Raw genomic sequence first — 23,999 nt, 5'->3', positions numbered from 1 at the left:
GGTTTGTTATTCCGGAGCAAAAGAGGAGGAGGAGCGGTTATGGCCATGGACCGCTATGTGATAACCGGGGGGCAGCCGCTGGAGGGGAGCATCCGGGTCAGCGGGGCCAAGAACGCCTCTTTGCCGCTGTTGGCGGCGGCGCTGCTGGCGGAAGGTACATCTGTCTTATTGGACATTCCGCATTTGGCGGATGTCAGGAATATGCTGGACGTCCTTGAGCATTTGGGGTGCCGGGTGAATTGGCAGGATGAGGCCTTGCTCATCAATGCCTCGTCTCTCAGAGACTGGAGTGTGGACGAGGAATTAATGCGCCGGATGCGGGCGTCCAATCTAATCTTGGGGCCGGTGCTGGCGCGGCACGGCCGGGTGAAGATCGCCATGCCGGGAGGCTGCGCCATCGGCTCGCGTCCGATGGACCAGCATTTAAAGGGACTTGCGGAACTGGGCGTTAAAGTCAAGGAGAAACACGGCTACATCGAGGCGTGGACTGAGGAGCTGAAAGGGGAGCATGTCTACCTGGATGTTCCCAGCGTCGGCGCCACGGAAAATCTTATGATGGCGGCCGCCCTGGCGCGCGGGACGACTTTAATACACAACGCCGCCCGGGAACCGGAGATTGTCGATTTGCAGAACTTCCTTAACAAGATGGGAGCCAAGGTTCGGGGAGCGGGTCTGGACGTCTTGCGCATTGAGGGAGTGGAAACGCTTCATCCGGCTGAACACGCGGTGATTCCGGACCGGATTGAGGCCGGAACGCACATCATGGCCGGGGTGATCACCCAAGGGGATATCCTGGTGCAGAATGTAATTCCCGAGCATCTGGAGCCGGTGGTGGCCAAGCTGCGTCAAGCCGGAGCTCGCTTGGAGGTTTATGACGACGCCGTGCGGGTACGGCCCTGCGGCAGGCTTAAGGCGATTGATTTAAAGACCATGCCCTATCCGGGATTTCCGACCGATATGCAGCCCCAGTTCATGGCCCTCCTGGCTTCGGCTGAGGGGACGAGCGTGATCACAGAGACGATCTTCGAGAACCGGTTCCAGCACGTGGACGAGCTCAGGCGCATGGGCGCCCGGATTCGGGTGGAGGGGCGCACGGCAGTGGTTCACGGGGCCGAGACCCTGGAGGGGGCCTTTGTCGAGGCGACTGATCTGCGGGCCGGGGCGGCTCTCTTCCTGGCGGCGCTGGGAGCCGGTGAGGCCACGGTGCTGGAAAAAGTCGGGCATATCGACCGCGGGTATGAAAACCTTGAGGAAAAATACCGCGGCTTGGGCGCCAGGTTAAGAAGAGTCAGGGCGTAGCGGGGCGTGAGACGCGTGGCGTGCGGTGCGGGGCGCGAGAGTGCGTGGCGCGGGGCGCGAGTGCGGGCGGACGAGGCATGGGGCGCCGGGGCGAAGATGCGAGGTACTGGGTGTCCCGGCTGTGGGTCTCGGGACCCTTGTGTAGGGACACTACGGTGTACGCAGCGCGGAGGTACGAGAGTACGGCGTGCGAAATGCGAAGCGCGAAGTGCGGGGTACTGGGGCGCAAGCTGTCATGGTGGGTCTCCCGGTCTTGGCATATCAGCGGTACAATGGGCGAAAGATGAGTTGCAAAGTGCGGTGTTGCTTTAGGACTAAAGTCCTAAAGCAACTTGTTTTCAAGAAAAAAGAATGACTCAGAGGACGGAATTCGGTATACTTGGGACAAGGGGGAAAAAGAGTTGCCAGCCAAGCGAACGAATACGTTCTTTCTCTATGTTGCCGTCCTCGTGGTTATGTTGGCGGTGGGGCTGGTGGTTGCCCTCCGCTCCGGCGTTTTTACCATCAGGCACATCAGTGTTACCGGTTTGCGGCAGATTCCGGCAAGCGATATTCAGCGCCTGGCCGAAGGCGCGCTGGGTCAGAATCTTTTCCTTTTTGACCGGGAAGGTTTGACTCAGAAGATCATGCTGCATCCTTTGGTGCGTTCGGTTGAGTTTCAGCGCCAATTCCCCGACACGCTGGAGGTCCAAGTGACGGAACGGACGCCGGCAGCCCTGCTGGTCGTGCCCAACGGGGTGCTGGAAGTCGATTCCCGGGGGGTCTTCCTGCGCCGTTTGGAAGGATGGCCCAAAGTGGATTATCCGGTCCTGACCGGGGTGACGGTTCCGGATACTGCGGGGCCGGGGCAGAAGCTGACCGATCCGGGTCTGGAAGCGGAACTCAAAGTTCTCGCCCAAGCGCCGAGTGCCATGCTGCCTTTGCTGAGCGAGGTTCAGGTCAATGTGGCCCGGCAGGTTACCCTCTTTCTGACCAGCGGGGTGGAAGTCCGTTTAGGCCAAGCCACCGAGTGGAAAGATAAACTTGCGGTGCTTTTTAACCTGTTGCAAGATAAGGATTATCAGTCCATCCAACAAGGGGTGGCCTATATCGATTTTACCGCGGCAACTCCGGTGATCGGCCGCTGAGGAAGGGGGAAGAAATGTGTGGCTGCCGCTTCTGGGTTTGATTTTGGGTTTGGCCATCGGGTATGTGAGCCCTTTTTCCGTGCCCATTAACTATGCCAAGTATTTGTCAGTGGGCATTCTGGCCGCTCTGGACTCGGTTTTGGGCGGCATCCGGGCCGCGCAAGAGGATCATTTTGACAGCACGGTTTTTCTGACCGGCTTTTTCAGCAATATGATTCTGGCAGGGTTTCTGGCTTATGTCGGCGACCGTATCGGGGTGGATCTTTATTTGGCGGCCGTGGTGGCTTTCGGGGTGAGACTCTTTCAGAACCTGGCCATCATCCGGCGTCATCTCTTAAAGAAATAAAGAACCGGGGATCGAAAAATGCCGCCAAAAAGGGGAATTCGTCTAAAGAAAATTTACTTTTTAGCCTAATTTAAAGAGGGATATCGGACAAGTTTATAGAATTCGTAAGTGTGTATGTATGATCAGATACCCAGCCCACACATCTGAACGAGAATAAGCGGACGGTGACCGGGTCTTCGCATCAAGTCGGTGCGCCCGGGTCCGAGGAGATCGGTTTCGCGGAAATAAGAAGTCGTCCATGGGCGAAAGATGCGAGGAGGGTCAAAAGATAGATGCTGGAATTTGAGACGGAGATGAACCAGTTTGCAGAGATCAAAGTGATCGGTGTCGGCGGAGGGGGCAACAACGCGGTAAACCGTATGATTACCTCGGGCTTGAAAGGGGTGGAGTTCATATCGGTGAACACGGACTCTCAGGCCTTGAACCTTTCCCGCGCAGGTCGGAAAGTGCAAATAGGGATAAAGCTGACTAAGGGCTTGGGAGCGGGAGCTAACCCGGAGGTAGGGGCAAAAGCCGCCGAAGAGAACCGGGAGGACTTGATCGAAGTTCTGAAGGGGGCGGATATGGTTTTTGTCACCGCCGGTATGGGCGGGGGAACCGGAACCGGAGGCGCGCCCATAGTGGCCGAGGTGGCCAAAGAGTTGGGGGCTTTGACGGTGGGAGTCGTGACCCGGCCGTTTACGTTCGAAGGGCGTAAACGCGCCATGCAGGCGGAAAAAGGGATTGCCGAACTCAAGAGCAAGGTGGATACTCTGATCACGATTCCCAATGATCGTTTGCTTCAGGTGGTGGACAAGCACACGACGATTCATGAAGCTTTTCGGATTGCGGACGATGTTCTGCGTCAAGGGGTGCAGGGAATATCCGATTTGATTGCGGTGCCGGGTTTGATTAACCTGGATTTTGCCGATGTTAAGACGATCATGATGAGCACCGGCTCGGCCTTAATGGGGATCGGGCAAGCTTCGGGAGAAAACAGGGCGTCTGACGCAGCCCGTAAGGCTATTTCCAGTCCGCTCTTGGAGACTTCGATCGAAGGCGCGCAGGGGGTTCTTTTGAACATAACAGGGGGCGTGAACATGACGCTGTTTGAGGTGAACGAGGCGTCGGAAATCATCGCTGAAGCGGCTGACCCGGAAGCCAATATTATTTTCGGGGCGGTGATTGACGACACTCTGAAAGAAGAAGTGCGCGTCACGGTGATCGCCACGGGATTTGACCAGCGCCGGAGTCAGAGTGTCAAACCCCCCGAACTGGTCATTAAACCGGTCCAGAACGATATGGAAGTGGATATCCCGGAATTCCTGCGCCGCAGGCGCTGAAATCAGAAGTCGGGGGTCAGAGGTCTGAAATCAGAAGTACGAAGTCCGAATGGGTCAAAGCTGGTTTTTTGCTGCGAAAGCCCGCCTGAATATCAGGCGGGCTTTCGCGATCCCACAAAAGGCCTTAAACAAAAAATACTACAGGACCCGCATTTATTTTCCTTTAATTACCATACGAATCCACCCTAAAGCGACAGGTTTTACCGGCCCCGTCCGGTATAATTTTTTGGAGAGCCCGGAAGAAAGGTGTCAGAAGATTATGCCCGAAGTGACTTATCTCGATCTGAATGTTTTGATCAATGGAGTGATGGATGCTTTTCTCCTGGGGTTGACCGCCAAACTTCTTCACTATCCCGTGCGCAAGCGGGGCCTTTTCTACGGGGCTCTGCTCGGAGAAGTGCCGGTAGTTCTGGTGGTGTTGGGGCCGTCCCCGTGGCTGACCTTGAGCAAAATCCTCGTCCCCTTTTTCATGGTGGGAGTCAGCTTGGGCTCTCGCGGCAGGAGGCCGTTTCTCAAAGCGCTTTTGGGCTTCTGGCTCCTTTCCGCGGGTTTGGGCGGATTTATCTATGCGGCCTGGGATTGGCTGGGCTTCGGCAGGATGGGGACGAGCAGGACTTTTGCACTCGCTCCCGCGGATATTTTGGTATTGCCCCTCTTAGCCATTTTCTGGTCGCTGGGCCAGCGCGTCTGGCTGAACTGGTCGCAAAGGGCCCGGCAGATGGAGTTGTCGCTTTACGATTTGGAGATCGATTTCGGGGAAGAAGGCAAAGTCTTGCGGGTCAAAGCCCTGCTGGATACCGGGAACCAGCTGCGGGACCCCCTCACAGGCGCGCCTGTCATCCTCCTGGAGGAAGAGGCAGCCGTTGACGCACTGCCGGAGAAGACGCGGGGATTGCTGCGGCTGCCTTGGCGGGAGTCGGGGGATCCCTGGTCTCTGCTCTGGAAAGGAGATCCGGGGTGGTTCAAATCCCTGGTTTTTATTCCTTTCAAGGGGATTGAAGGGGAAAGCTGGCTCTTGGGAGTCAGGCCCAAGACAGTGGCCTGGAACGATGGGGAGGAGAAAAGGAGCGTTCGGGCGACCGTTGCCTTGGTGCGGCACGCACTGAGTCCGGAAGGAACTTATCAGGCCTTGTTGCATTTCGAACATATCAAGGGAGGAGCTGGAGTGCATGAATTCTGACGGGTTTTTTGGCGCAATGAGGGCCTGGCGGCAAAGATGGCAGGACAGATTCAAAGGGCTCTGGCACAGGCTGCACGTTCATGAGATCTATTATGTGGGGAGCAGTGAGGCTCTTCCGCCCCCTCTCAGCTCGGATGAGGAAGGAGAGCTTTTGACCCGGCTGGAGATGGGCGACTTGTCCGTGCGGGATGTTCTGATTGAGCGGAACCTGCGCCTGGTCGTCTATATAGGCCGCAAATTTGAGAACACCGGGGTGGGCATTGAGGATTTAGTCTCCATTGGCACGATCGGTCTGATCAAAGCGGTGAATACGTTTGATCCCCAGAAGAAGATAAAGCTCGCGACCTATGCTTCCCGGTGCATTGAGAATGAGATCTTAATGTACTTACGCCGGAACAATAAGACCCGGTCGGAAGTGTCGTTTGATGAGCCCCTGAATATTGATTGGGACGGCAACGAGCTGCTGCTTTCGGATGTACTGGGGACTGAGACGGATATCATTTCCCGACCGTTGGAAGAAGAGGTTGATCGCCAGCTTCTGCACTTGGCCATGGCCAGTCTTTCGGCCCGGGAAAAGCTGATTATGGAGCTGCGCTTCGGGTTGAACAACGGCTCGGAAAAAACTCAGAAAGAGGTGGCCGACCGCTTGGGGATCTCCCAGTCTTATATTTCCCGCTTGGAAAAACGGATCATTCGGCGGTTGCGCAAAGAATTCTGCCGGCTGGAATAACAAATTAAGCCTTGGGGCATACTCTCCAACAGAAAATCCTGGGAGGTGCTCGAATGGCTTTAAACAAAGTTGAAATCTGCGGAGTGAACACCTCGAAATTACCGGTTTTGTCCAGCGCCAAGATGAAGGAGCTGTTCGTCGTCTACCAGGCGGGGGACCGCAGTGCCCGTGATAAATTAATCTACGGCAATCTGCGTTTGGTGCTGAGTGTAATTCAAAGATTTACCAATCGGGGAGAGTTTGTCGATGATCTTTTTCAAGTCGGCTGTATCGGTTTGATGAAGGCCATCGACAATTTTGACCTTGGGCAGAATGTCAAGTTCTCCACCTATGCGGTTCCCATGATTATCGGCGAAATCAGAAGATATTTACGGGACAACAACCCGATCCGGGTCAGCCGCTCCCTGCGCGACATCGCTTACAAAGCTTTGCAGGTCCGCGATCAGCTGGTAAGCGAGTGTTCGCGCGAGCCTTCCGTGGGAGAAATAGCGACCCGGCTGTCTCTGCCCAGAGAAGAAGTGATCTTCGCCTTAGACGCGATTCAAGAGCCGATCTCTCTGTTCGAACCCATCTACCATGACGGGGGAGACCCGATCTTCGTCATGGACCAGATCGGGGATGACAAACATTCCGACGCTAACTGGCTGGAAGGACTGGCCGTGAGGGAAGCTTTGCGGCGACTGGGAGAAAGGGAGAAACTCATCCTGTCTTTGCGCTTTTTTCACGGCAAAACTCAGATGGAAGTGGCCGATGAAATCGGAATTTCTCAGGCCCAGGTTTCCCGCCTGGAAAAGGCCGCCTTACACCATATGCGCAAGTACGTATAATAATCTCGCCCTTCCCTTCATAGGAATAAGGGGAGGGGAGGGGTAAATCATGCGCATCTCGGAACTGCGGCTTTTGGATATTGTGAATGTCAAGGACGGACGGAGGTTGGGCCCGATCAAGGATCTCGACCTGGACATGGAGAGGGGAGCCATTCGCGCCATTCTCGTGGCCGGGGCCGCCCGCAGCTGGGGCATTTTTGGCGGCGGCCGCGGTGACGATATCCTAATCCCCTGGGACAGGGTGAAAAAGATCGGGGTAGATGTAATTTTGGTGGATGCGCAAGACTTACCTGACCTGGATCCTGAAAGCCCGGACCATCGTTAAGCTGAGAAAAAGGCGAAGAAAAAGGCCAAGAAAAACTTTCCGGCGCCGCGACGCTTAAGTCAGCGAGCGCTGCTCTTCAGACGCCCGCTTGCAGAAGTGGGCGTTACTTGATCGGCGAAGCCATTGCCCATCCGGCGCAGGCGGCGCCGGGCTGCACTACAGACCGGCGTGCTCCGTCGTGCGGCCCGGCAACTGTGTTCATGCTCGGGTGGTTTGTCTTTATGCGGAATCAGAGGCTGTATAGTTGTGATTTTGCGGCGGAAAAGGGCGGGAGTTTGTCAGGGCCGGAAATTATGGTATAGTTATGTTGTTAAGGTACGGTTAAGGTATCAAGGCATGGTTAAGGTATCAAGGCATGGTTCAGGTATCGGGATATCGTTAAGGTAGTGCCGGGGTGTCAGGCCGCGGGCACCGAAAGGTATCGGGGCTTGGGTCAGTTGCGGGTACCTGGGATATCAGGACGTCGTTAAGAGATGTTTGAAAGGCTCGGAGCAGCGATATCGGGAAAAAGGACAAGGGAAAACGGAGAGAACGGGGAGTTCGCCATGGAATGGAAATGGGTCAAGGAGGGACAAGCGTATCTTCGACTTGACTGGGAAGAAGAGCAAGTGGAAGCGGGGTTTTCCGTCCGCGAGGGGGGAGTGAGCACGGGAGCCTTTGCGTCTCTGAATTTGGGTTTCCATGTCGGAGACGAAGCCGCGGCAGTGCTGGTAAACCGTGAGCGCTGGCTCGGCGTTTGGGGGGCGGGTCGGCGCGATGCCGTCGTCGGCGAGCAGGTGCACGGGACCGAGGTGGTTTGGGTTACGGAAGCGGAGGCCGGGCGGGGAAGCGGGGAAATCGGCTCCGCTCTGCCTGGGGCGGACGGGCTCCTGACGCAAAGTTCGCTGGGACTGATGGCTTTTTTCGCCGATTGCACACCGCTCTATTTCTATGATCCCAAGATCCGGGCCGTGGGCCTTGCTCACGCCGGCTGGCGGGGAACTGCGGGCAAGATAGGCCTCAGGGTTTTGGAGGCTTTGGCCAAACGGGGGGGCAAGAGCGGCGATGTGCGGGTAGCCGTCGGGCCCAGTATCGGGCCTTGCTGTTATGAGGTGGATGAACGGGTGGCGGCCTATTTTCGGCGGGAATTCTCCGAAACCCCGTTTCTCAAGGCGACCCGGCCCGGGCACTATCGTTTGGATTTATGGCAGGCCAACATAGAGACTCTGGTCGGGGCGGGGGTTTTGCCCGGCAGGATTGCGACGGCCGGGTTGTGCACATCTTGCCACCCGGAGTACTTCTACTCTCATCGCCGGGACGGAGTGCCTACAGGCAGGATGGCAGCTTGGATTCGCCTCAAACCCGCGGCAGCGGAGGCTTAAGGGGCCGGAGGCGGGAAGGGACGCATCAGGGCGGGTATGTCTGGGGGAAGCGGTGGTCTTTGGCGGGGATGACGACGAGGGGAAGGTGTGGAGTTTGCCCACAATTTTGGTGGTGGATGACGAAAAACCCATTCAGGAGCTCCTGAGCTTTAATTTGGAAAAGGAAGGGTACAAAGTCCGGGTGGCGGCGGACGGCGCAGAGGCCTTGGACTGGGTGGAAAAGGAGCTGCCGGATCTCATGATCCTCGATCTGATGCTGCCCGGCATGACAGGTTTGGAAGTTTGCCGGAGGCTGCGCATGATGCCGAAGTACCGGGAGCTGCCCATCATCATGCTGACGGCCAAAGGAGAAGAGATCGACAAGGTGCTCGGTTTGGAACTGGGAGCGGATGACTATATGACCAAACCGTTCAGCCCGAGAGAACTTGTGGCCCGGATCAAGGCGCGGTTGAGGCGGGTTGCGGTTACTCCCGAGGAGAGTGTCGAGATCAGGCGGGGTGACCTGAGAATGGATCTCGGCCGTTTCCAAGTCTTTGTTCAAGGGCAGGAGACTGAACTCACACCCAAGGAGTTTGAACTTTTGCGCGTTCTCGTGCTTAATCCGGGCAGGGTCTATTCCAGGGACGAGCTGTTGGAACAAATTTGGGGTTATGATTATGCCGGGGATACGCGTACCGTGGATGTTCATATCAGGCATTTGCGTCAGAAAATTGAACAGGACCCGTCGAATCCGAGCCGGATTGAAACCCTGCGCGGGGTGGGCTACCGTTTCAAAGGGTAGGGGGTACGACTGTTCCCGTACGGCCGCAGAGTCTGGGAGCGGCGTTTGAGTCCGGAGGAATGCTGACATGAGCTTAAAATGGAAACTGACGGGTCTGTTTCTGGTGATGACAGGGCTCAGCCTGCTTCTTTTTCGGAATGGCGAGAGTGTCCTGAAAGGGTATGGGTTCACGGTCAATCCCTGGATGACTTTTCTGGCCCTTGTCCTCCCGGGGGGATTGGTCCTAATATATTCTTACCGGCTGACCGAGGATGTGCGGACTCTGCAGGCCTGCGCCCAACGCCTTTCCCGCGGCAGTTTTGAGCAAGTTCCGGGCCTGAGCTCCGGGGCCGAATTAGGGCAGCTGGGGGAGGAGCTAAACAGGCTTTCCCGGCATATTGAGAACCTGATTCAAACGGCGGCCCAGGAAACGCACCGGCTCGAGGCCTTACTGGGGGGAATGCAGGAAGGGGTCGTGGCCTTGGATCATGTCGGGCGGGTGGTCTTGCTCAACAGTGCGGCGGAGGAGATATTTTCCCGCCCTTTTGCCGAAGTGAAGCATAAGTACCTGGTGGAGCTCGTTCAGGACCAAGAGTTGGACAGGCTGGTGGCCGAGGTCCTCCAAGGGGGGGCGGCCGCTTTGATAGAACTGAACATCGGAGAATACATTGTGCGGACTCAGGTCAGCCCGATTTTGTCGGAAGACGGCCGCGCGCGGGGGGCGGTGATTGTCTGTCACGACATAACGGAACTGAGGCGCCTGGAGAAACTGCGTACGGAATTTGTGGCCAATGTTTCCCACGAATTGCGCACACCCCTGACCTCGATTAAGGGTTTTGCCGAGACGCTTTTGGACGGTGCGGCGGAGGAGCCGGCCCTGCGGGAGCGTTTTCTTAAGATTATTCAAGCCGAGTCCCTGCGTCTGCAGCGCCTGGTGGAGGACCTCCTGACCTTGTCCCATATTGAGAACAGGGGTGTACGCAGGGCGGACGGTATCAGCAACGTGCAGAGGGCTTATGAGAAGATTCAGCCGGTGATTGAACGTTATGCGGAAGCTAAGGGCATCAGTCTCAATGTGGCGATTCCCCCGGATCTTCCCGCTCTTTCGATCGGCGAGGATTTGCTCAGCCAGCTGATGCTGAATCTATTAGAGAACGCGGTAAAATATACTTCCGGAGGGAGCGTCTGGCTTAAGGCTTCGACGGGTGTGGGGGAGGTGCGTTTGGAATTCGGCGACACCGGCTGCGGCATTCCCGAAAAAAGTCTGCCCAGGATTTTTGAGCGTTTTTTCCGGGTCGATAAAGCCCGCTCCCGGGAACAGGGGGGAACGGGTTTGGGTCTCAGTATTGTCAAGCATATTGTGGACGGGTCGGGAGGTAAGGTGACCGTCCAATCCGAGCTGGGCAAGGGGACGGTGTTTACCTGCAGTCTGCCTATGGCGCTGTGAGGCGGGGGAAGGAGGCAAGCATGAGCAAGAGCGGCGCGGCGGAGCGCGGAAAGCGGCGCATAGGCTCCCGGGTGTTGGGCTTTACGGTTTTCTTCATCGCTGTGGCCCTGTCGGGGTTTGGTCTGGCGCGGGAGGCTTGGGGGCCCGCTCCTCCTCAGTATGTCCGGGCCTATACGGGGACGGTCCGGCATGAGAAACAGGTCAGCGTGGTGTTTGCGAATCTCGAATATCCCCTGCGGGCCCCGGCGGACGGCAGGGTTGAGTTCAAAGGGCCGGACGGCGAACGCTTTCGGCGCTGGGAGGTTGTGGCGACCATCAGCGGTCAAGGGGCGGCACCCGGAGTTTCCGGCGCAGGGACGGCCATCCAGGTCCAGGCGCCGCACGGCGGGCTTCTCTACCGGACGGTGGATGGGCTGGAGTCGCTCTATACCCCGGACGGTTTTCTCAATATGGACCTGGCGAAACTACTGGCCTTACAGGGTAAACCAACGCAAGTGCAAGAGGTCAAGGCCGGTGAGGTGTTCGGGAAAATCGTGGACAACCTCAGTCCGTCTTATGCTTTTGTCAAACTGTCCTCCTTGGACGGATTGACTCTGGGAAAACGTTTCCGGCTCATTATCCGGGGACAGCGGGAAGATGGAACCATAGTGCGCAAATCCGCCGCTCCGCTGGGGGTGGTGGTCCGTTTTGACAATTTCGTCAATGGGAGTGTGAGGGCCAGGCAGCAAACGGCACAGTGGGAGTTCCGCCCGGCCACGGCCGGAACGGTGGTGCCTGAGCGGGCTCTCTGGCAAGAGGGGGGCAAAGAAGGGCTCTTCGTCATTAAGGGCGGAGTTTTGCACTTTCAACCGATGCCAGTCACGGACGAGAACGGGGTTGTGGCCTCTATTAAAGGTTTGGCGGCAGGGACTCCGGTCGTGATCAATCCCAGATCCGGGTTGGAAGGGGAAGCGGTTCTAAAAAATTAATGAGATATCCCAAGTTATGGCAGGAAACAGGAGACGAATGTAGAAGTAGTTATAATTCAGGAGTGATAGCAGTGGGTGTGGCGGAGAATTTAGCCCAGGTGCAAAGAAGGGTGGCTTTGGCGGCCGCCAAGGCCGGGCGGGGTCCGGCCGAAGTCAAACTGCTGGCGGTATCCAAGACAATGCCCCGGGAAAGCATCGAGGAGGCATACCGGGCGGGGCAGAGATTATTTGCCGAGAATAGGGTGCAGGAATGGTTGGTCAAGGAGCCGCAGCTCCCCCCGGATTGTGAATGGCATCTGATCGGAAGGATGCAGACCAACAAAGTCAAGTATCTCACACAGCGGATTACACTGATACATTCCCTCGATCGCCTGGGGCTTCTGCAGGCCCTGGAACATCACGGCGACAAGGCCGGCTATACGGCCAGGGTTCTGGTGCAGGTGAACGTGGCGCGTGATCCGGCCAAAGCGGGCCTCTTGCCGGAAGAAACCGCGGACTTTCTCGACCTGATCCCGGACCACCCCCATGTTCAGGTTTTGGGTTTTATGACGATCGGGGCTCTGGGAGCCAGCCTGGCCGAGACACGGGGTTTTTTCCGCGAACTGCGTCTCTTGGCGGAAAAAGTGCAAACGCGGGTGCGGCCCGGGGTCGTCCCGAGGGAATTGTCTATGGGGATGAGCCAGGATTTTGAGATTGCCGTGGAAGAAGGCGCGACCATGGTGAGGATTGGACGGGAAATCTTTGGGCAGAGGCGTTAGAAAAGGGGCGCCGCGGGCAAGGCACGGGGAAGTGCAGCGCCGGCTGCCGACGGGAGACGGTTGGGAATGGGGCCGATGAAGAGTTATGTGAAAGGAGACGTTGTCGATGCCAAAACTGTTTGACAAAGTGATCGGGATCATGGGCTTCGGGGAGGGAGAATACGAGGAAGAAGACTTTGCCCCGGAAGAAGAGGAAAGGGAGGAGATTCACGATGAGGTGAGGGGACGCCGTCCCGCTCAAGTGGTCAGTATCCACACTCAGAAACAGATGAAAGTGGTCGTCTTGGAGCCCTCCTGCTTTGAAGACGCACAGGGTATTGCCGATCAGCTGAAGAACAGGCGCCCGGTGATCGTCAATTTGGAGAATACGGAGCGCAACCTGTCCAAACGCATCGTGGATTTCATCAGCGGGACTACCTATGCTTTGAACGGTAACATGCAAAAAGTGGGCAACGGAATCTTTCTTTTCGTGCCCAATAATGTGGATATTTCGGGTGAGGCGCGGGACGAGCTGAAAGACAAGGGAATTTTTTGGGCCGGCTCTAGATAAGTGAGGTTTTTTCGGGTGGGGAGGGATTGCTATTTTCATCTTGGCCGAGATCGTGGACAACGTGGTGACCATCCTTACATGGGCGATCGTCATTCGGGCTTTGCTCTCTTTTGCTCCGAATCTTCGGGACAATGCCCTCGTCCGCCTGCTTAACGATGTTACGGAGCCTCTTCTCAGGCCCTTTCGCCGGTTTCAAATCGGCGGGGGCGGGTTTGCCGTCGATTTTTCCCCCATATTGGCAATTATCGTTTTAAATATCATTCGCACGGTACTCTTGAGAGTTCTCGGCGGGGGTTTTTGACGGCCGGCGCAGACGCCGTTTTCGGACTGGGGCGAGGGGGAGAGAAGATGCAAATGACGCCCATGGACATGCGGGGCAAGACCTTTGTGAGGCGGATCCGGGGCTATGAGCCTGCGGAAGTGGACAGATTTTTGCAAGAGGCGGCGGAAGGGTTTGAGGCTGTTTACCGCGAGAACTTTGAGCTCAAGGAAACGGTGGAGCGCTTGGAGACGGAGTTGGCGAACTACAAGACGTTGGAGGAATTGCTCCGGCAGAGCCTCGTTCTGGCTCAGAAAACAGCGGCGGAAGTGAAGGAGGCAGCGGGCAGGGAAGCCGAATTGATCATCCGGGAGGCGGAGGCGGAAAGCAAACGGAGATTGTCTCAAATGGAAGAAAAATGGACAGAAATACAAGCAGAGATCCAAGGACTCCTGCGCCGGCGCGAACTGGTTCGGACCCAGTTGAAATCGTTCCTTGAGGCTCAATTGGCGTTTGCGCTTTCGTCCGAGGAGGATAAAGTATCCTCCTGAGGGCGGGGACCGGTTCCCCGGGTGTCCGCCGGCGAAGCGGGGTCGCAGAGACGGGAGCGGGGCTGCCTCGACCGGGAGAGAACGTGTGTATTGCGGAAGGTGCCGCCTTGGTGGTATAATTGTCCTACATGTTTGAAGGAGAACGATAGCAGCTGATGAGAAACATAATTTATAGCGAGGTTTCCCCCGGTTTCCTGATCCAAGGGTTGGGGCTTCATCCGGATGGAGAGTCCGGCTATGCGGGGAAAATCGGGCTAAACGAGATCATGCTGTTGGCGGCGGATCACAGGGCTCCCGCTATGGAAACTGAAGGTCAGGTTTTTGAAGTGGGTCTGGCGGCCGGAGGAAACCAGTTCCGGGCCGGGGATATTCTCATGTTGGGAAGCGATGAACTGCTGGATCGCATGTTTCAGGCCATGGACGAGATGGAACAACGCGGCGTGGTGGTGAGTCTGTCTGCTTCGGATGATCCGACTCAGATTCACCTGGACAAACAAGCGGTGTCTTCGTATGTGCGCTCATGGAGAGAGCGAAAAGTTCCCTTTATCTGCCTTTGGGTTGTGGAACCGCTGGGGGCTGAGGCTCAGGCGAAACTGGTCACGTTGGTGCGCCGAATGATGAATTAGGGTGGTACCACGAACAATCTCGTCCCTTTACGGGGCGGGTTTTTCATTAGGAGGGCAAGTATGGATTACCGAGAGACGTTAAATTTACCCGAGACGGATTTTCCCATGCGGGGCAACCTCCCTCAACGGGAACCGGAGATCCTGAAAAAGTGGGAGGAGGACAATCTTTACCAGCGGATTCTTGAGGCCCGCGCGGGAAAGCCCAAATTCATTTTGCATGACGGGCCCCCCTATGCCAACGGAGATATTCATCTGGGCCATGCCCTAAACAAAGTGCTAAAGGACATTGTCGTTAAATATAAGACGATGGCCGGGTATGACGCTCCTTATGTCCCGGGTTGGGATACCCATGGCCTGCCGATCGAACAGCAGGTGATCAGGAAACTGGGCCTCAACCGGCACGCGGTTTCCACGGTGGAGTTCCGGGCCAAATGCCGGGACTACGCCCGGAAATACGTGGAGATTCAGAAAGGGCAATTTAAGCGCCTGGGAGTGAGGGGAGACTGGGATCATCCCTATCTGACTTTGCAAAAAAACTATGAGGCGGCTCAAATCGGGGTTTTTGGCACCATGGCCAAGAAAGGGTACATTTATAAGGGCTTAAAGCCTGTCTATTGGTGCCCCTCCTGTGAAACCGCCCTGGCAGAGGCGGAAATCGAATATGCGGACAGAACTTCGACGGCGGTCTACGTCAAGTTTCCTGTGAAAGACGGCAAGGGCCTCCTGGTCGAGCCCAACACCTATGTGGTCATCTGGACGACGACCCCCTGGACTTTGCCGGCCAATGAGGGGATCAGTGTGCACCCCGATTACGCCTACGCCTTGGTCGGGACGGACGGCGGGCAGTGGGTCGTGGCGGAAGGACTGCTCGATGCGCTGCGCCGGCTGTGGCAGAAGGAGCTTCCGGTCCTGAAGACCTTCGGAGGAAAAGAGCTGGAGGGAATCCTCTGCACTAACCCGTTGATGGGAAATGATTCCCTGGTCATGTGCGGGACGCACGTGACTTTGGAACAAGGGACCGGCTGTGTGCACACGGCTCCCGGCCATGGGGAGGACGATTTTCTCATCGGCAAGGCCTACGGGCTGCCGGTGCTCTGCCCTGTTGACCACCAAGGCAAATTTACCGCCGAGGGCGGGAAATATGCCGGTTTGAAAACGGAGCAAGCCAATCCCGTCATCCTCAGGGATCTGGCGGACAAAGGGGTGCTGGTGCTCGACGAAAAAATTCAGCACAGCTATCCTCACTGTTGGCGCTGCAAGAATCCGATCATTTTCCGGGCGACCGAACAGTGGTTTGCCTCCGTTGACGGCTTCCGCCGGGAGGCTTTGCAGGAAATCGATCAGGTGAAGTGGATTCCGGCCTGGGGTCGGGAGCGTATTTATAACATGATCGCACAGCGGGGAGACTGGTGCATTTCACGTCAGCGGACCTGGGGTGTGCCGATCCCGATTTTCTATTGTAAGACTTGCGGCCGTGAACTGGTTACCGACGCAACGATCGCTAAGGTTCAGGATATTTTTGCCAGGGAGGGTTCGGATGCCTGGTTTGCCCGCCCCGCGGAGGAACTGCTGCCCGAGGGGGTGGCTTGCCGGTGCGGCGGGAAGGAGTTCACCAAGGAGACAGACATCATGGATGTCTGGTTTGATTCCGGTACCAGCCATGTGGGAGTGCTGAAAGAGCGGCCGGGGTTGGCCTGGCCGGCGGATATGTATCTGGAGGGTTCGGATCAGCACCGGGGCTGGTTTAATTCCTCTCTCTCCACTTCCGTGGCCGTGTTTGGCAAGGCGCCTTACAGGGCGGTTCTGACCCATGGTTTTCTGGTGGATGAGCAGGGACGCAAGATGTCCAAGTCCCTGGGCAATGGGGTCGATCCTCTGAAAGTCGTGAAAGAAATGGGTGCCGATATTCTCAGGCTGTGGGTTGCCTCGGCTGACTATAAGAGCGACGTGGCGGTTTCGCAGGGCATCATGAAACAGATGAGTGAGGCTTACCGCAAAATCCGCAACACCCTGCGCTTTTTGCTCAGCAATTTGAACGACTTCGATCCGGCCCGGGACAGAGTGCCCTATACGGAACTGGCGGAGATTGACCGTTGGGCTCTGCTCAAGCTGGCTCAGGTGGTGGAGCGGGCGCTCCGAGGGTATGAAAATTATGAGTTCCACCTCGTCTATCATACGGTGCACAACTTCTGTACGGTGGAGATGAGTGCCGTTTACCTGGATATTGTGAAGGACCGGCTCTATGTCGAAGGAAAAGAATCGCCTGGGCGCCGGGCGGCACAGACGGTTCTCTATGAGGTCCTGGACGCCTTGGTGCGCCTGCTGGCGCCAATCCTGACTTTTACGTCGGAGGAGATTTGGGCTTACGTGCCGGGAAAGAAGCGGACGGAAAGCGTACAAACGGCGGAAATGCCGGTGGCGGTCAAAGAATGGCTGCATGAAGAGCTGGCACAGAGGTGGGACCGGATTTTGGATTTACGGGGAGATGTGGCCAAGGTCCTGGAAAGCGCCCGCCGGGAAAAGCTCGTCAACCACCCTTTGACGGCACAGGTCGATCTCTATCCGACCGAGGAGCAATACGGCTTTCTGCGGGAAATCCCCAATCTGGCTGAGATATTTATTGTCTCGGGCGTAACCCTGCACCCGCCGGAAGACCCCTGCCCGGCGGAGGCCCGGAGCGCTGAGGCTCATGAGGGATTGCGCATTCTGGTGCGGGCGGCGGCGGGACAAAAATGTGAACGTTGCTGGATGTACCATCCGGCGGTGGGGGAGAATCCGGACCACCCTGACCTCTGCCCGCGTTGTGTCGGAGTAGTCAACGGGCTGGGCGAGTGAAGTCCGGAAGTACGGCAGGGAAGGTGGGTTGGAAGAGATGCAAATGACGGAAGGCATAGCCAACCGGATTGCGGAACTAATCGCGCGGGAAAGCGGGTATCCCGTTATTGTCTGTAATGCGGCGGGAGAGATCATTGCTGATTCGGATCACAAGCGGGTTGGGGTCGTTCATTCCGGGGCCCGCTCAATCATGACGACGGAGGCGGAGTATGCTCTGATAACGGCGGAGGATGAGGCGGGATCGGGGGGAAAATTGCGCGAAGGATTTAACGTGGCCATCCGGGCGGAAGGCCGGAAGATAGGTACGTTCGGGGTCGCGGCCCCGGTGGAGATTGCCCGGCCCATTACGAAGATCGCGGCGGGCCTGGTCGTTTCGACCTTGCGCGAGGAAGAACTGAAAGAGGTCATCCGCGGGCAGGTCAACAAGCTGAACGATTCGTTGGGACAGGCGGCCAGCGCGGTTCAACAGATTGCCGCTTCTTCACAGGAAGTGGCCGCGATCAGTCAGACCGTAACGGAGGTCGCCGCTACGGGGGCCCGGCAGGTGAAGGCGACGGCGGGAATTATCGATTTCATCCGGCGGGTGGCCAAACAGACCAACCTGCTCGGTTTAAACGCCGCCATTGAGGCGGCGCGGGCAGGGGAACAAGGGAAGGGGTTTTCCGTGGTTGCCGGGGAGGTGCGCAAGCTGGCTGAGGAAAGCGGACGCTCGGCCAATGAGATCAACGGGATTCTGACCCAATTCCAGGACGTGATGGACCGGGTGATGGAAGGGGTTCTGCAGAATGCGACCATAACTCAGGAACAGGCGCGTTCCACCCAAGATATCGCCCATATGGTTGACAATGTCCGCCAGGTGGGACTGGAATTGGGGTCCCTGGCCGAGAGCCTCTAACGCGGTGCTCAGGCCGGGCAGCTTGGCCGGGGGCGCGGGTCGGGGTTAAGGGCCGGGAGGCCCAAAGATGACCGAAACCGAAAACACCAACCCCAACGAGCGGACAACCATCTGCGGAACAGGGAGAGTATGCAGAAATGTGTGCGCCACCGGCCGTTATGATGCGGCGCGACGGGGGCCAGGGAAGGCGGCCGTTATGGGGCGGAGTGACGAGGGTCCGGGAGAGCTCTGCCATGATGGTGCGCGATGGGGGCCCCGAACGCTTGAGAACGGAGGTTCCTTTCCGGAACGTCAGGAGGGGTTGACGACCGTTCCTTCAGGGTCGGTGTCCTTTGCACCCGTTCTGTCTTCAGACTGATCGGATTGCAGGGAACCGAAAGAGACGTCGCTGGCTACGACAATCGGGGCCCCGACGAAAACATCTCCTTCCTCATAGCCGGCCGCGACCATTTCCAGATAACGCTGCTTGGCTTCATCTTCATTCAGTAAGTCCAGTTCGGATTTGAGTCCGACGACATATTTCACGATCATCACCTCAGTTCGATTATGGGCAATTTTTCGAACTTCTATGCATGGAAAAGAGTAGACTTTAGGGCCGGGGCGTTATACAATATAATACAGACAAAACTGAATACATTCCGGATGATTCCGGCGGGAGAGTCCCGGCTAACCGGGCGCCGAAGGAGAAAACCACCGCATGTCGCTTGTGCGGGAGGGGAAACTCTCAGGCAAAAGAACCGCTGAAAGACGGGGCTCTGGAGAGTTTCTCTTGATGATGAAGGGAACACCAAAGGGGAAGCCGCGAGGCAAATCTCTCAGGTTCAAGGACAGAGGAAGTGCGATTGCACTCCTCTGTTTTTTGTTTGGGGTGTGGCAAAAAAGAGAACTCCCAGGGGCTATGAAAAGTACTCGGTCTGCACATACTGAATCTTTAAGGGAGGTGTTTTAAATGGCCGAACTGAAACGCACGCCGCTCTATGCGGAACATGTGGCTGCGAAGGCCAAAGTCATTGATTTCGGTGGCTGGGAAATGCCGGTGCAGTACGCAGGGGTGATCGAAGAACATAAGGCAGTCAGGACCAAGGCAGGACTGTTCGATGTGTCCCACATGGGCGAAGTGGACGTTCAGGGACCGGAAGCGCTGGCTTTTGTCAATCACCTGATTACCAATGATGTCTCAAGGATAGCGGACGGCCAAATTCTTTATTCCCCCATGTGCTATCCCAACGGGGGCATTGTCGACGATCTTCTGGTGTACCGCTACAGTTCAGGGCACTTCTACCTGGTTGTCAACGCGTCCAACACGGACAAAGACTATGCCTGGATGGAAGAGCAAAAACAGGGTTTTGATGTGGCTTTGGCCAATGTTTCGTCCCAGACGGCGCAGCTGGCCTTGCAAGGTCCGTTGGCGGAGGGGATTTTACAAAAGATAAGCGACCTTGACTTGAGCAAAATCAAGTATTATTGGTTTACTCAGGGCAAAATAGACGGGGTTCCCTGTCTGATTTCCCGTACAGGCTACACCGGTGAAGACGGGTTTGAGTTCTATTTTTCACCGCAGTATGCCGCCCGCCTGTGGAACCGGGTTCTGGAGAGCGGCCGGGAGGAAGGGATTCAGCCCGTCGGCCTGGGAGCGCGCGATACCTTGCGTTTTGAAGCCCGTCTGCCCCTGTACGGCAATGAGTTGGGACCGGATATTTCACCTCTGGAAGCCGGGCTGGGGATTTTTGTCAAGCTCGACAAGCCCTCACGACCGCAAGGGGAAGGTTTTGTCGGGCAGACGGCATTGCTCCGGCAAAAAAAGGAAGGCTTGAAGCGCCGTCTGGTCGGGCTGGAGATGGTTGGGCGCGGAATTGCCCGCTCACATTACCCTGTCAGTAAAAACGGGGCGGAAGTGGGGTATGTTACCTCCGGCTCTTTCTCTCCCACTTTGAACAAGAACATCGCTTTGGCCCTGGTGCGCGGGGACCTGGCCGTTGTCGGGACGGAGCTCGACGTGATGATCCGCAATAAACCGGTTGCAGCCCGGGTGATTCCGACTCCTTTTTACAAGCGGGAAAAAAATAAGGAGTGAACTCGTTTGGCTTACGCTTTGGATCAACCGGAAACAGAAGCCTGCGAAACAGAAGCCTGCGAAACAGAGGTCTAACGAAACAGAAGCTTTACGCAACAGGAAAAAGGGGTCAGACCCGAAGGTCTCACCCCAGTGGATAAAGGAGGATTTTTATGACAAATCCGGTGGAATTAAAGTACAGTAAAGACCATGACTGGGCCAAAGTCGAAGGGAAGGTCGTGACTCTGGGAATTACAGACCATGCTCAGGAAAGTTTGGGGGACGTCGTTTTCGTGGAACTTCCCGCTGTGGGGGACAAAATCGCGGCGGGAGAGTCCTACGGAACGGTGGAGTCAGTCAAGGCGGTCTCCGATATTGTGGCGGCCGTGAGCGGGACGGTCGTGGCGGTCAATGAGGGAGTGGTGGATGCTCCGGACACGTTGAACAACGATCCCTATGGAGAGGGCTGGCTGGTCCGGGTGGAGGCAGATGATCTGAAGCCTCTGGACAATCTCTTGAACGTGCAGCAATATGAAGCGCTCCTGGCGGAGGAAGAGCACTGAGCAGGGGATACTCTGATAAGTGAATACGTGAATACGATTGTTACCGGGAAGGGGCATTAGGATGAATTATGTGCCAAATACGGCCGGGCAGCAGGAAAAGCTTTTAGCCCGTATCGGCATCTCTTCCGTGGAGGAATTGTTTCGGGATATTCCCGAACCGGTTCGCTTGAAACGGGCGTTGAAGGTTGAGGGAGGAATGTCCGAGCAGGAACTGGTGAAACTGGTGAAAAGCCTGGCCCAGGCAGACGGCGACCTGGAAGAATACACTTCTTACCTGGGGGCGGGGGCCTATGAACACTATATTCCGAGCTTCGTCGACCAGCTTCTGCTGCGCTCGGAGTTTTACACGGCTTATACTCCTTATCAGCCGGAGATAAGTCAGGGGACGCTGCAGGCGATTTACGAGTATCAGACGCTCGTCTGCGAACTGACCGGGATGGACGCGGCCAATGCCTCGATGTATGACGGAGCTTCGGCCTTGGCTGAAGCGGCCTTGATGAGTTGTGACGCGACCCGGCGCCGTACGGTGCTGGTGAGCCAAACGGTGCACCCGGAATACCGGGAAGTTCTGAAGACTTATCTGCCGGTGCGCGGGGTCGAGATCCGGGAGCTGCCGTACAAGGAAGGCCGCCTGGATATGGAGGCTTTGGCCCAAGCCCTGAATAAGGAAGTGGCCGGGGTCGTCATGCAAGTGCCGAACTTTTTCGGCGGCATCGAGTCAGGGGAGGAAGCGGCCGCACTGGCCCACGCCCAGGGAGCCCTCCTGGTGGCGTCGGTTAACCCGGTGTCTCTGGGCTTGCTCAAGTCGCCCGGTGAATACGGGGCCGATATCGTGACCGGGGAAGGCCAGCCTTTCGGGAATCCGCTGAATTTTGGCGGGCCTTACTTAGGATTTTTAGCTTGCCGCGAGAAATACGTGCGCAGGATGCCGGGACGGATCGTGGGGGCGACGACGGACAAGAACGGGCTCAAGGGCTATGTGCTCACACTCCAAGCCCGGGAACAGCATATCCGCCGGGAAAAGGCCACCTCAAACATCTGCTCCAATGAGGCTTTGTGCGCTCTGGCTTTCACGCTGCACCTGAGCGCTTTGGGAAAATCGGGGCTGCGCCGCCTCGCCAACCTGAATCTGCAAAAAGCCCACTATGCCGCAGCTGGGATCGCGGCCTTGCCCGGGATGGCCCTGGCTTTCCCGGGAGCATTTTTCCATGAGTTCGTGATCAAACTGGAACAGGAGCCGGCCAAAGTCAATGCGGAACTCTTACAAAACAAGATCATCGGCGGCTTGGATCTTTCCCGCTTCTATCCCGAGCTTGACCATCACCTTCTCTTCTGTGTGACGGAAACCAAGAGCAAGAGCGATATTGACCGGCTCGTGGCCAGATTGGGGGAGATTCGATGAAAGTTTTGGAACCGTTGATTTTTGAACAAAGCGCGGAGGGCCGCACCGGTGTGGACCTGCCGGAATTGGATGTGCCCGGGCAGGACTTGACGGCGTTGCTGCCGGAAGAGATGCTGCGCCAAACGGAACCGGAGTTGCCGGAAGTGAGCGAGGTCGACGCCGTGCGCCACTTTACGCGTTTGTCCACGTTCAATCACGGGGTGGATACCGGATTTTATCCGCTCGGTTCCTGTACGATGAAATACAATCCGAAAGTCAATGAAATGTTGGCCCGGCTGCCGGGTTTTGTCAATCTGCATCCCTATCAGCCCGAGGAACTGACCCAGGGTGCTCTGCGCCTGATGAGCGAACTCCAGGACGACTTGGCGGAAATAACCGGGATGGATGCGTTCACTTTGCAGCCGGCCGCGGGGGCCCACGGCGAAATGACCGGGATCCTGATTGTCAAGGCTTACCACCAACACCGGCAGGACGCCAAACGGACGAAAGTCATCGTTCCCGATTCGGCCCACGGCACCAACCCGGCGACGGCCGCGATGGCGGGTTACCGGATCGTTCAGGTGCCTTCCAATGAACGGGGCGGGGTTGATCTGGAGGAACTGCGCAAGGCGGCTAATGAGGAAGTGGCTGCCCTGATGCTCACCAATCCCAATACCTTGGGACTTTTTGATGAAAATATTACGGAAATCGCTCGCATCATTCATGAGGTGGGCGGGCTCGTCTATTACGACGGGGCCAATGCCAATGCGATCATGGGCTTGGCCCGTCCGGGGGATATGGGTTTTGACGCGGTCCATCTCAACTTGCATAAGACGTTTTCTACTCCCCACGGCGGTGGGGGTCCGGGAGCGGGGCCGGTGGGAGTTAAAGAGTTTCTGGCGCCGTTCTTGCCCAAACCGCTGGTCAAAAGGAAAGAAAACGGGAAGTACACCCTGGATTATGACAGGCCCTTGTCTATCGGCAGGGTACGGGCTTTTTACGCCAGTTTCTCGGTGCTGGTCAAGGCTTATGCCTACATCCGCGGCCTGGGGGGAGAAGGGCTGAAACAGGCTTCGGAAAATGCGGTGCTTAACGCCAACTTCCTCATGAGCGTGCTCAAGGAGCCCTATCATTTGCCATATGATCGGGTTTGCCAACATGAGTTTGTCATTACGCCGAAAAACCTTAAGTCCTATGGCGTCCATACCCTGGACTTAGCCAAACGGCTGCTCGATTACGGATACCATCCGCCGACGATTTATTTCCCGCTGATCGTGGAAGAAGCGATGATGATCGAACCGACCGAGACCGAAAGTCTGGAGACCCTGGAGCGTTTTGCCGAGACCATGATCAAAATTGCTGAGGAAGTGCGCACCGATGTGGATCTGGTCAAGAATGCGCCCCATACGACCTTGGTCTCCCGTCTCGACGAGGTGGCGGCCGCGCGCAAGCCGGATATCCGCTGGAAAAAGAGCGAGTGAGCGCCGGGAAATGACCGGGCTGCCGGGGAGTAACCGAAGCGCCGGAGAATGACCGAAGTGCCGGGGGGTAACCGAAGCGCCGGAGAATAACCGAAGTGCCGGGGGGTAACCGAAGCGCCGGAGAATGACCGCCGAAGCGACCCTGAAGCGGTGCGCTCCCGGACGGCCGGGACAAGGAAGGCGGCAATGGGCGGAAGGCCTGTGGGCAAGGTATAGCCGGTTCCGAAGTCGTTCCGCTGGCGGGGCCGCCTCCTCGGAGGCGGCCCTTCGTCTTCCCGCCCGGAACGCGGAGACGGAAATCTCACCCCGGCCGGCAAAGCGCCCGGGCCTGTAATAAATGTGCTGCGGGAATGAA

Annotated in this window: 24 protein-coding genes, 1 pseudogene and 2 riboswitches; of the genes and pseudogenes, 24 read left to right on the top strand and 1 reads right to left on the bottom strand. The window is 57.0% G+C overall.

Features of this window, described 5'->3' with window-relative positions; all coding sequences use genetic code 11:
• Positions 1-39: 39 nt before the first annotated feature.
• The 20 genes and pseudogenes from murA to MNU25_RS20680 all read left to right on the top strand — a co-directional run bounded on the left by murA (position 40) and on the right by MNU25_RS20680 (position 18,166).
• Positions 40-1,299, top strand: a complete 1,260-nt coding sequence (murA, locus tag MNU25_RS17190; protein WP_240986185.1) for a UDP-N-acetylglucosamine 1-carboxyvinyltransferase — start codon at positions 40-42, stop codon at positions 1,297-1,299.
• A 401-nt stretch (positions 1,300-1,700) separates the two neighbouring features.
• Complete coding sequence (locus MNU25_RS17185; protein WP_240986184.1) at positions 1,701-2,426, top strand: cell division protein FtsQ/DivIB; 726 nt, start codon at positions 1,701-1,703, stop codon at positions 2,424-2,426.
• Positions 2,427-2,442: 16 nt separating this feature from the next.
• The gene (locus MNU25_RS17180; RefSeq protein WP_047830263.1) at positions 2,443-2,772 is read left to right on the top strand and encodes a small basic family protein; all 330 of its coding nucleotides are present in this window, start codon (positions 2,443-2,445) and stop codon (positions 2,770-2,772) included.
• Between the two features lie 272 nt (positions 2,773-3,044).
• On the top strand, positions 3,045-4,094 hold the full coding sequence (gene ftsZ, locus MNU25_RS17175) for a cell division protein FtsZ (RefSeq protein ID WP_240986183.1): 1,050 nt from the start codon (positions 3,045-3,047) through the stop codon (positions 4,092-4,094).
• A gap of 259 nt (positions 4,095-4,353) precedes the next feature.
• Positions 4,354-5,274: a sigma-E processing peptidase SpoIIGA gene (locus tag MNU25_RS17170; RefSeq protein ID WP_240986182.1), complete on the top strand. Its 921-nt coding sequence runs from the start codon at positions 4,354-4,356 to the stop codon at positions 5,272-5,274.
• Positions 5,275-5,290: 16 nt separating this feature from the next.
• On the top strand, positions 5,291-6,004 hold the full coding sequence (gene sigE / locus MNU25_RS17165) for an RNA polymerase sporulation sigma factor SigE (protein WP_240986899.1): 714 nt from the start codon (positions 5,291-5,293) through the stop codon (positions 6,002-6,004).
• 53 nt (positions 6,005-6,057) lie between these two features.
• Positions 6,058-6,831 carry an RNA polymerase sporulation sigma factor SigG gene (sigG, locus tag MNU25_RS17160; RefSeq protein WP_047830266.1) on the top strand — a complete coding sequence of 258 codons (774 nt, stop codon included), beginning with the start codon at positions 6,058-6,060 and terminating at the stop codon, positions 6,829-6,831.
• Positions 6,832-6,880: 49 nt separating this feature from the next.
• Positions 6,881-7,156 carry a YlmC/YmxH family sporulation protein gene (locus MNU25_RS17155; protein ID WP_240986181.1) on the top strand — a complete coding sequence of 92 codons (276 nt, stop codon included), beginning with the start codon at positions 6,881-6,883 and terminating at the stop codon, positions 7,154-7,156.
• Between the two features lie 473 nt (positions 7,157-7,629).
• Positions 7,630-8,517, top strand: coding sequence for a peptidoglycan editing factor PgeF (gene pgeF / locus MNU25_RS17150; RefSeq protein ID WP_338077744.1), 888 nt, complete (start codon positions 7,630-7,632; stop codon positions 8,515-8,517).
• Between the two features lie 94 nt (positions 8,518-8,611).
• On the top strand, positions 8,612-9,298 hold the full coding sequence (locus MNU25_RS17145) for a response regulator transcription factor (RefSeq protein WP_240986897.1): 687 nt from the start codon (positions 8,612-8,614) through the stop codon (positions 9,296-9,298).
• Positions 9,299-9,365: 67 nt separating this feature from the next.
• Positions 9,366-10,724, top strand: coding sequence for a two-component system histidine kinase PnpS (gene pnpS / locus MNU25_RS17140; protein ID WP_240986180.1), 1,359 nt, complete (start codon positions 9,366-9,368; stop codon positions 10,722-10,724).
• 20 nt (positions 10,725-10,744) lie between these two features.
• Positions 10,745-11,692, top strand: a complete 948-nt coding sequence (locus MNU25_RS17135; protein WP_240986179.1) for a biotin/lipoyl attachment domain-containing protein — start codon at positions 10,745-10,747, stop codon at positions 11,690-11,692.
• Positions 11,693-11,763: 71 nt separating this feature from the next.
• Positions 11,764-12,450 (top strand): YggS family pyridoxal phosphate-dependent enzyme, encoded by a 687-nt coding sequence (locus MNU25_RS17130; protein WP_240986178.1) that lies wholly within the window; start codon positions 11,764-11,766, stop codon positions 12,448-12,450.
• Between the two features lie 106 nt (positions 12,451-12,556).
• Complete coding sequence (locus MNU25_RS17125) at positions 12,557-13,000, top strand: cell division protein SepF (protein ID WP_240986177.1); 444 nt, start codon at positions 12,557-12,559, stop codon at positions 12,998-13,000.
• A gap of 40 nt (positions 13,001-13,040) precedes the next feature.
• On the top strand, positions 13,041-13,301 hold the full coding sequence (locus MNU25_RS17120; RefSeq protein ID WP_240986176.1) for a YggT family protein: 261 nt from the start codon (positions 13,041-13,043) through the stop codon (positions 13,299-13,301).
• A gap of 47 nt (positions 13,302-13,348) precedes the next feature.
• Complete coding sequence (locus tag MNU25_RS17115; protein WP_240986175.1) at positions 13,349-13,810, top strand: DivIVA domain-containing protein; 462 nt, start codon at positions 13,349-13,351, stop codon at positions 13,808-13,810.
• A gap of 155 nt (positions 13,811-13,965) precedes the next feature.
• Positions 13,966-14,436 carry a hypothetical protein gene (locus MNU25_RS17110; protein ID WP_240986174.1) on the top strand — a complete coding sequence of 157 codons (471 nt, stop codon included), beginning with the start codon at positions 13,966-13,968 and terminating at the stop codon, positions 14,434-14,436.
• Between the two features lie 60 nt (positions 14,437-14,496).
• Positions 14,497-17,271 (top strand): isoleucine--tRNA ligase, encoded by a 2,775-nt coding sequence (ileS, locus tag MNU25_RS17105; RefSeq protein WP_240986173.1) that lies wholly within the window; start codon positions 14,497-14,499, stop codon positions 17,269-17,271.
• Between the two features lie 37 nt (positions 17,272-17,308).
• Positions 17,309-17,695 (top strand): annotated as a pseudogene (locus MNU25_RS20685) (sugar diacid recognition domain-containing protein); the annotation flags it as partial.
• Positions 17,696-17,761: 66 nt separating this feature from the next.
• Entirely contained in the window at positions 17,762-18,166 is a 405-nt protein-coding gene (locus tag MNU25_RS20680; protein ID WP_261485964.1) for a methyl-accepting chemotaxis protein, read from the top strand.
• 291 nt (positions 18,167-18,457) lie between these two features.
• Here the strand turns inward: MNU25_RS20680 and MNU25_RS17095 are convergent, their stop codons facing one another.
• Positions 18,458-18,691 (bottom strand): hypothetical protein, encoded by a 234-nt coding sequence (locus tag MNU25_RS17095; protein ID WP_240986171.1) that lies wholly within the window; start codon positions 18,689-18,691, stop codon positions 18,458-18,460.
• Between the two features lie 117 nt (positions 18,692-18,808).
• Positions 18,809-18,916, top strand: a riboswitch (glycine riboswitch).
• Between the two features lie 3 nt (positions 18,917-18,919).
• Positions 18,920-18,999, top strand: a riboswitch (glycine riboswitch).
• A 116-nt stretch (positions 19,000-19,115) separates the two neighbouring features.
• On the opposite strand from MNU25_RS17095, the gene gcvT reads away from it, so the two are divergent.
• From gcvT to gcvPB, 4 genes are all read left to right on the top strand, one after another.
• Positions 19,116-20,240, top strand: coding sequence for a glycine cleavage system aminomethyltransferase GcvT (gcvT, locus tag MNU25_RS17090; protein ID WP_240986170.1), 1,125 nt, complete (start codon positions 19,116-19,118; stop codon positions 20,238-20,240).
• Positions 20,241-20,392: 152 nt separating this feature from the next.
• Positions 20,393-20,782 carry a glycine cleavage system protein GcvH gene (gcvH, locus tag MNU25_RS17085; protein WP_240986169.1) on the top strand — a complete coding sequence of 130 codons (390 nt, stop codon included), beginning with the start codon at positions 20,393-20,395 and terminating at the stop codon, positions 20,780-20,782.
• Between the two features lie 61 nt (positions 20,783-20,843).
• Positions 20,844-22,184: an aminomethyl-transferring glycine dehydrogenase subunit GcvPA gene (gene gcvPA / locus MNU25_RS17080; RefSeq protein WP_240986168.1), complete on the top strand. Its 1,341-nt coding sequence runs from the start codon at positions 20,844-20,846 to the stop codon at positions 22,182-22,184.
• Complete coding sequence (gene gcvPB / locus MNU25_RS17075; RefSeq protein ID WP_240986167.1) at positions 22,181-23,644, top strand: aminomethyl-transferring glycine dehydrogenase subunit GcvPB; 1,464 nt, start codon at positions 22,181-22,183, stop codon at positions 23,642-23,644. Before gcvPA ends, gcvPB begins: the two co-directional genes overlap by 4 nt.
• Positions 23,645-23,999: the final 355 nt, after the last annotated feature.

The organism is Acididesulfobacillus acetoxydans (assembly GCF_902729405.1).
Taxonomy (GTDB): domain Bacteria; phylum Bacillota; class Desulfitobacteriia; order Desulfitobacteriales; family Desulfitobacteriaceae; genus Acididesulfobacillus; species Acididesulfobacillus acetoxydans.
Note: the sequence above shows the minus strand (reverse complement) of the source record. Positions and strands in the feature narration are given on the sequence as shown.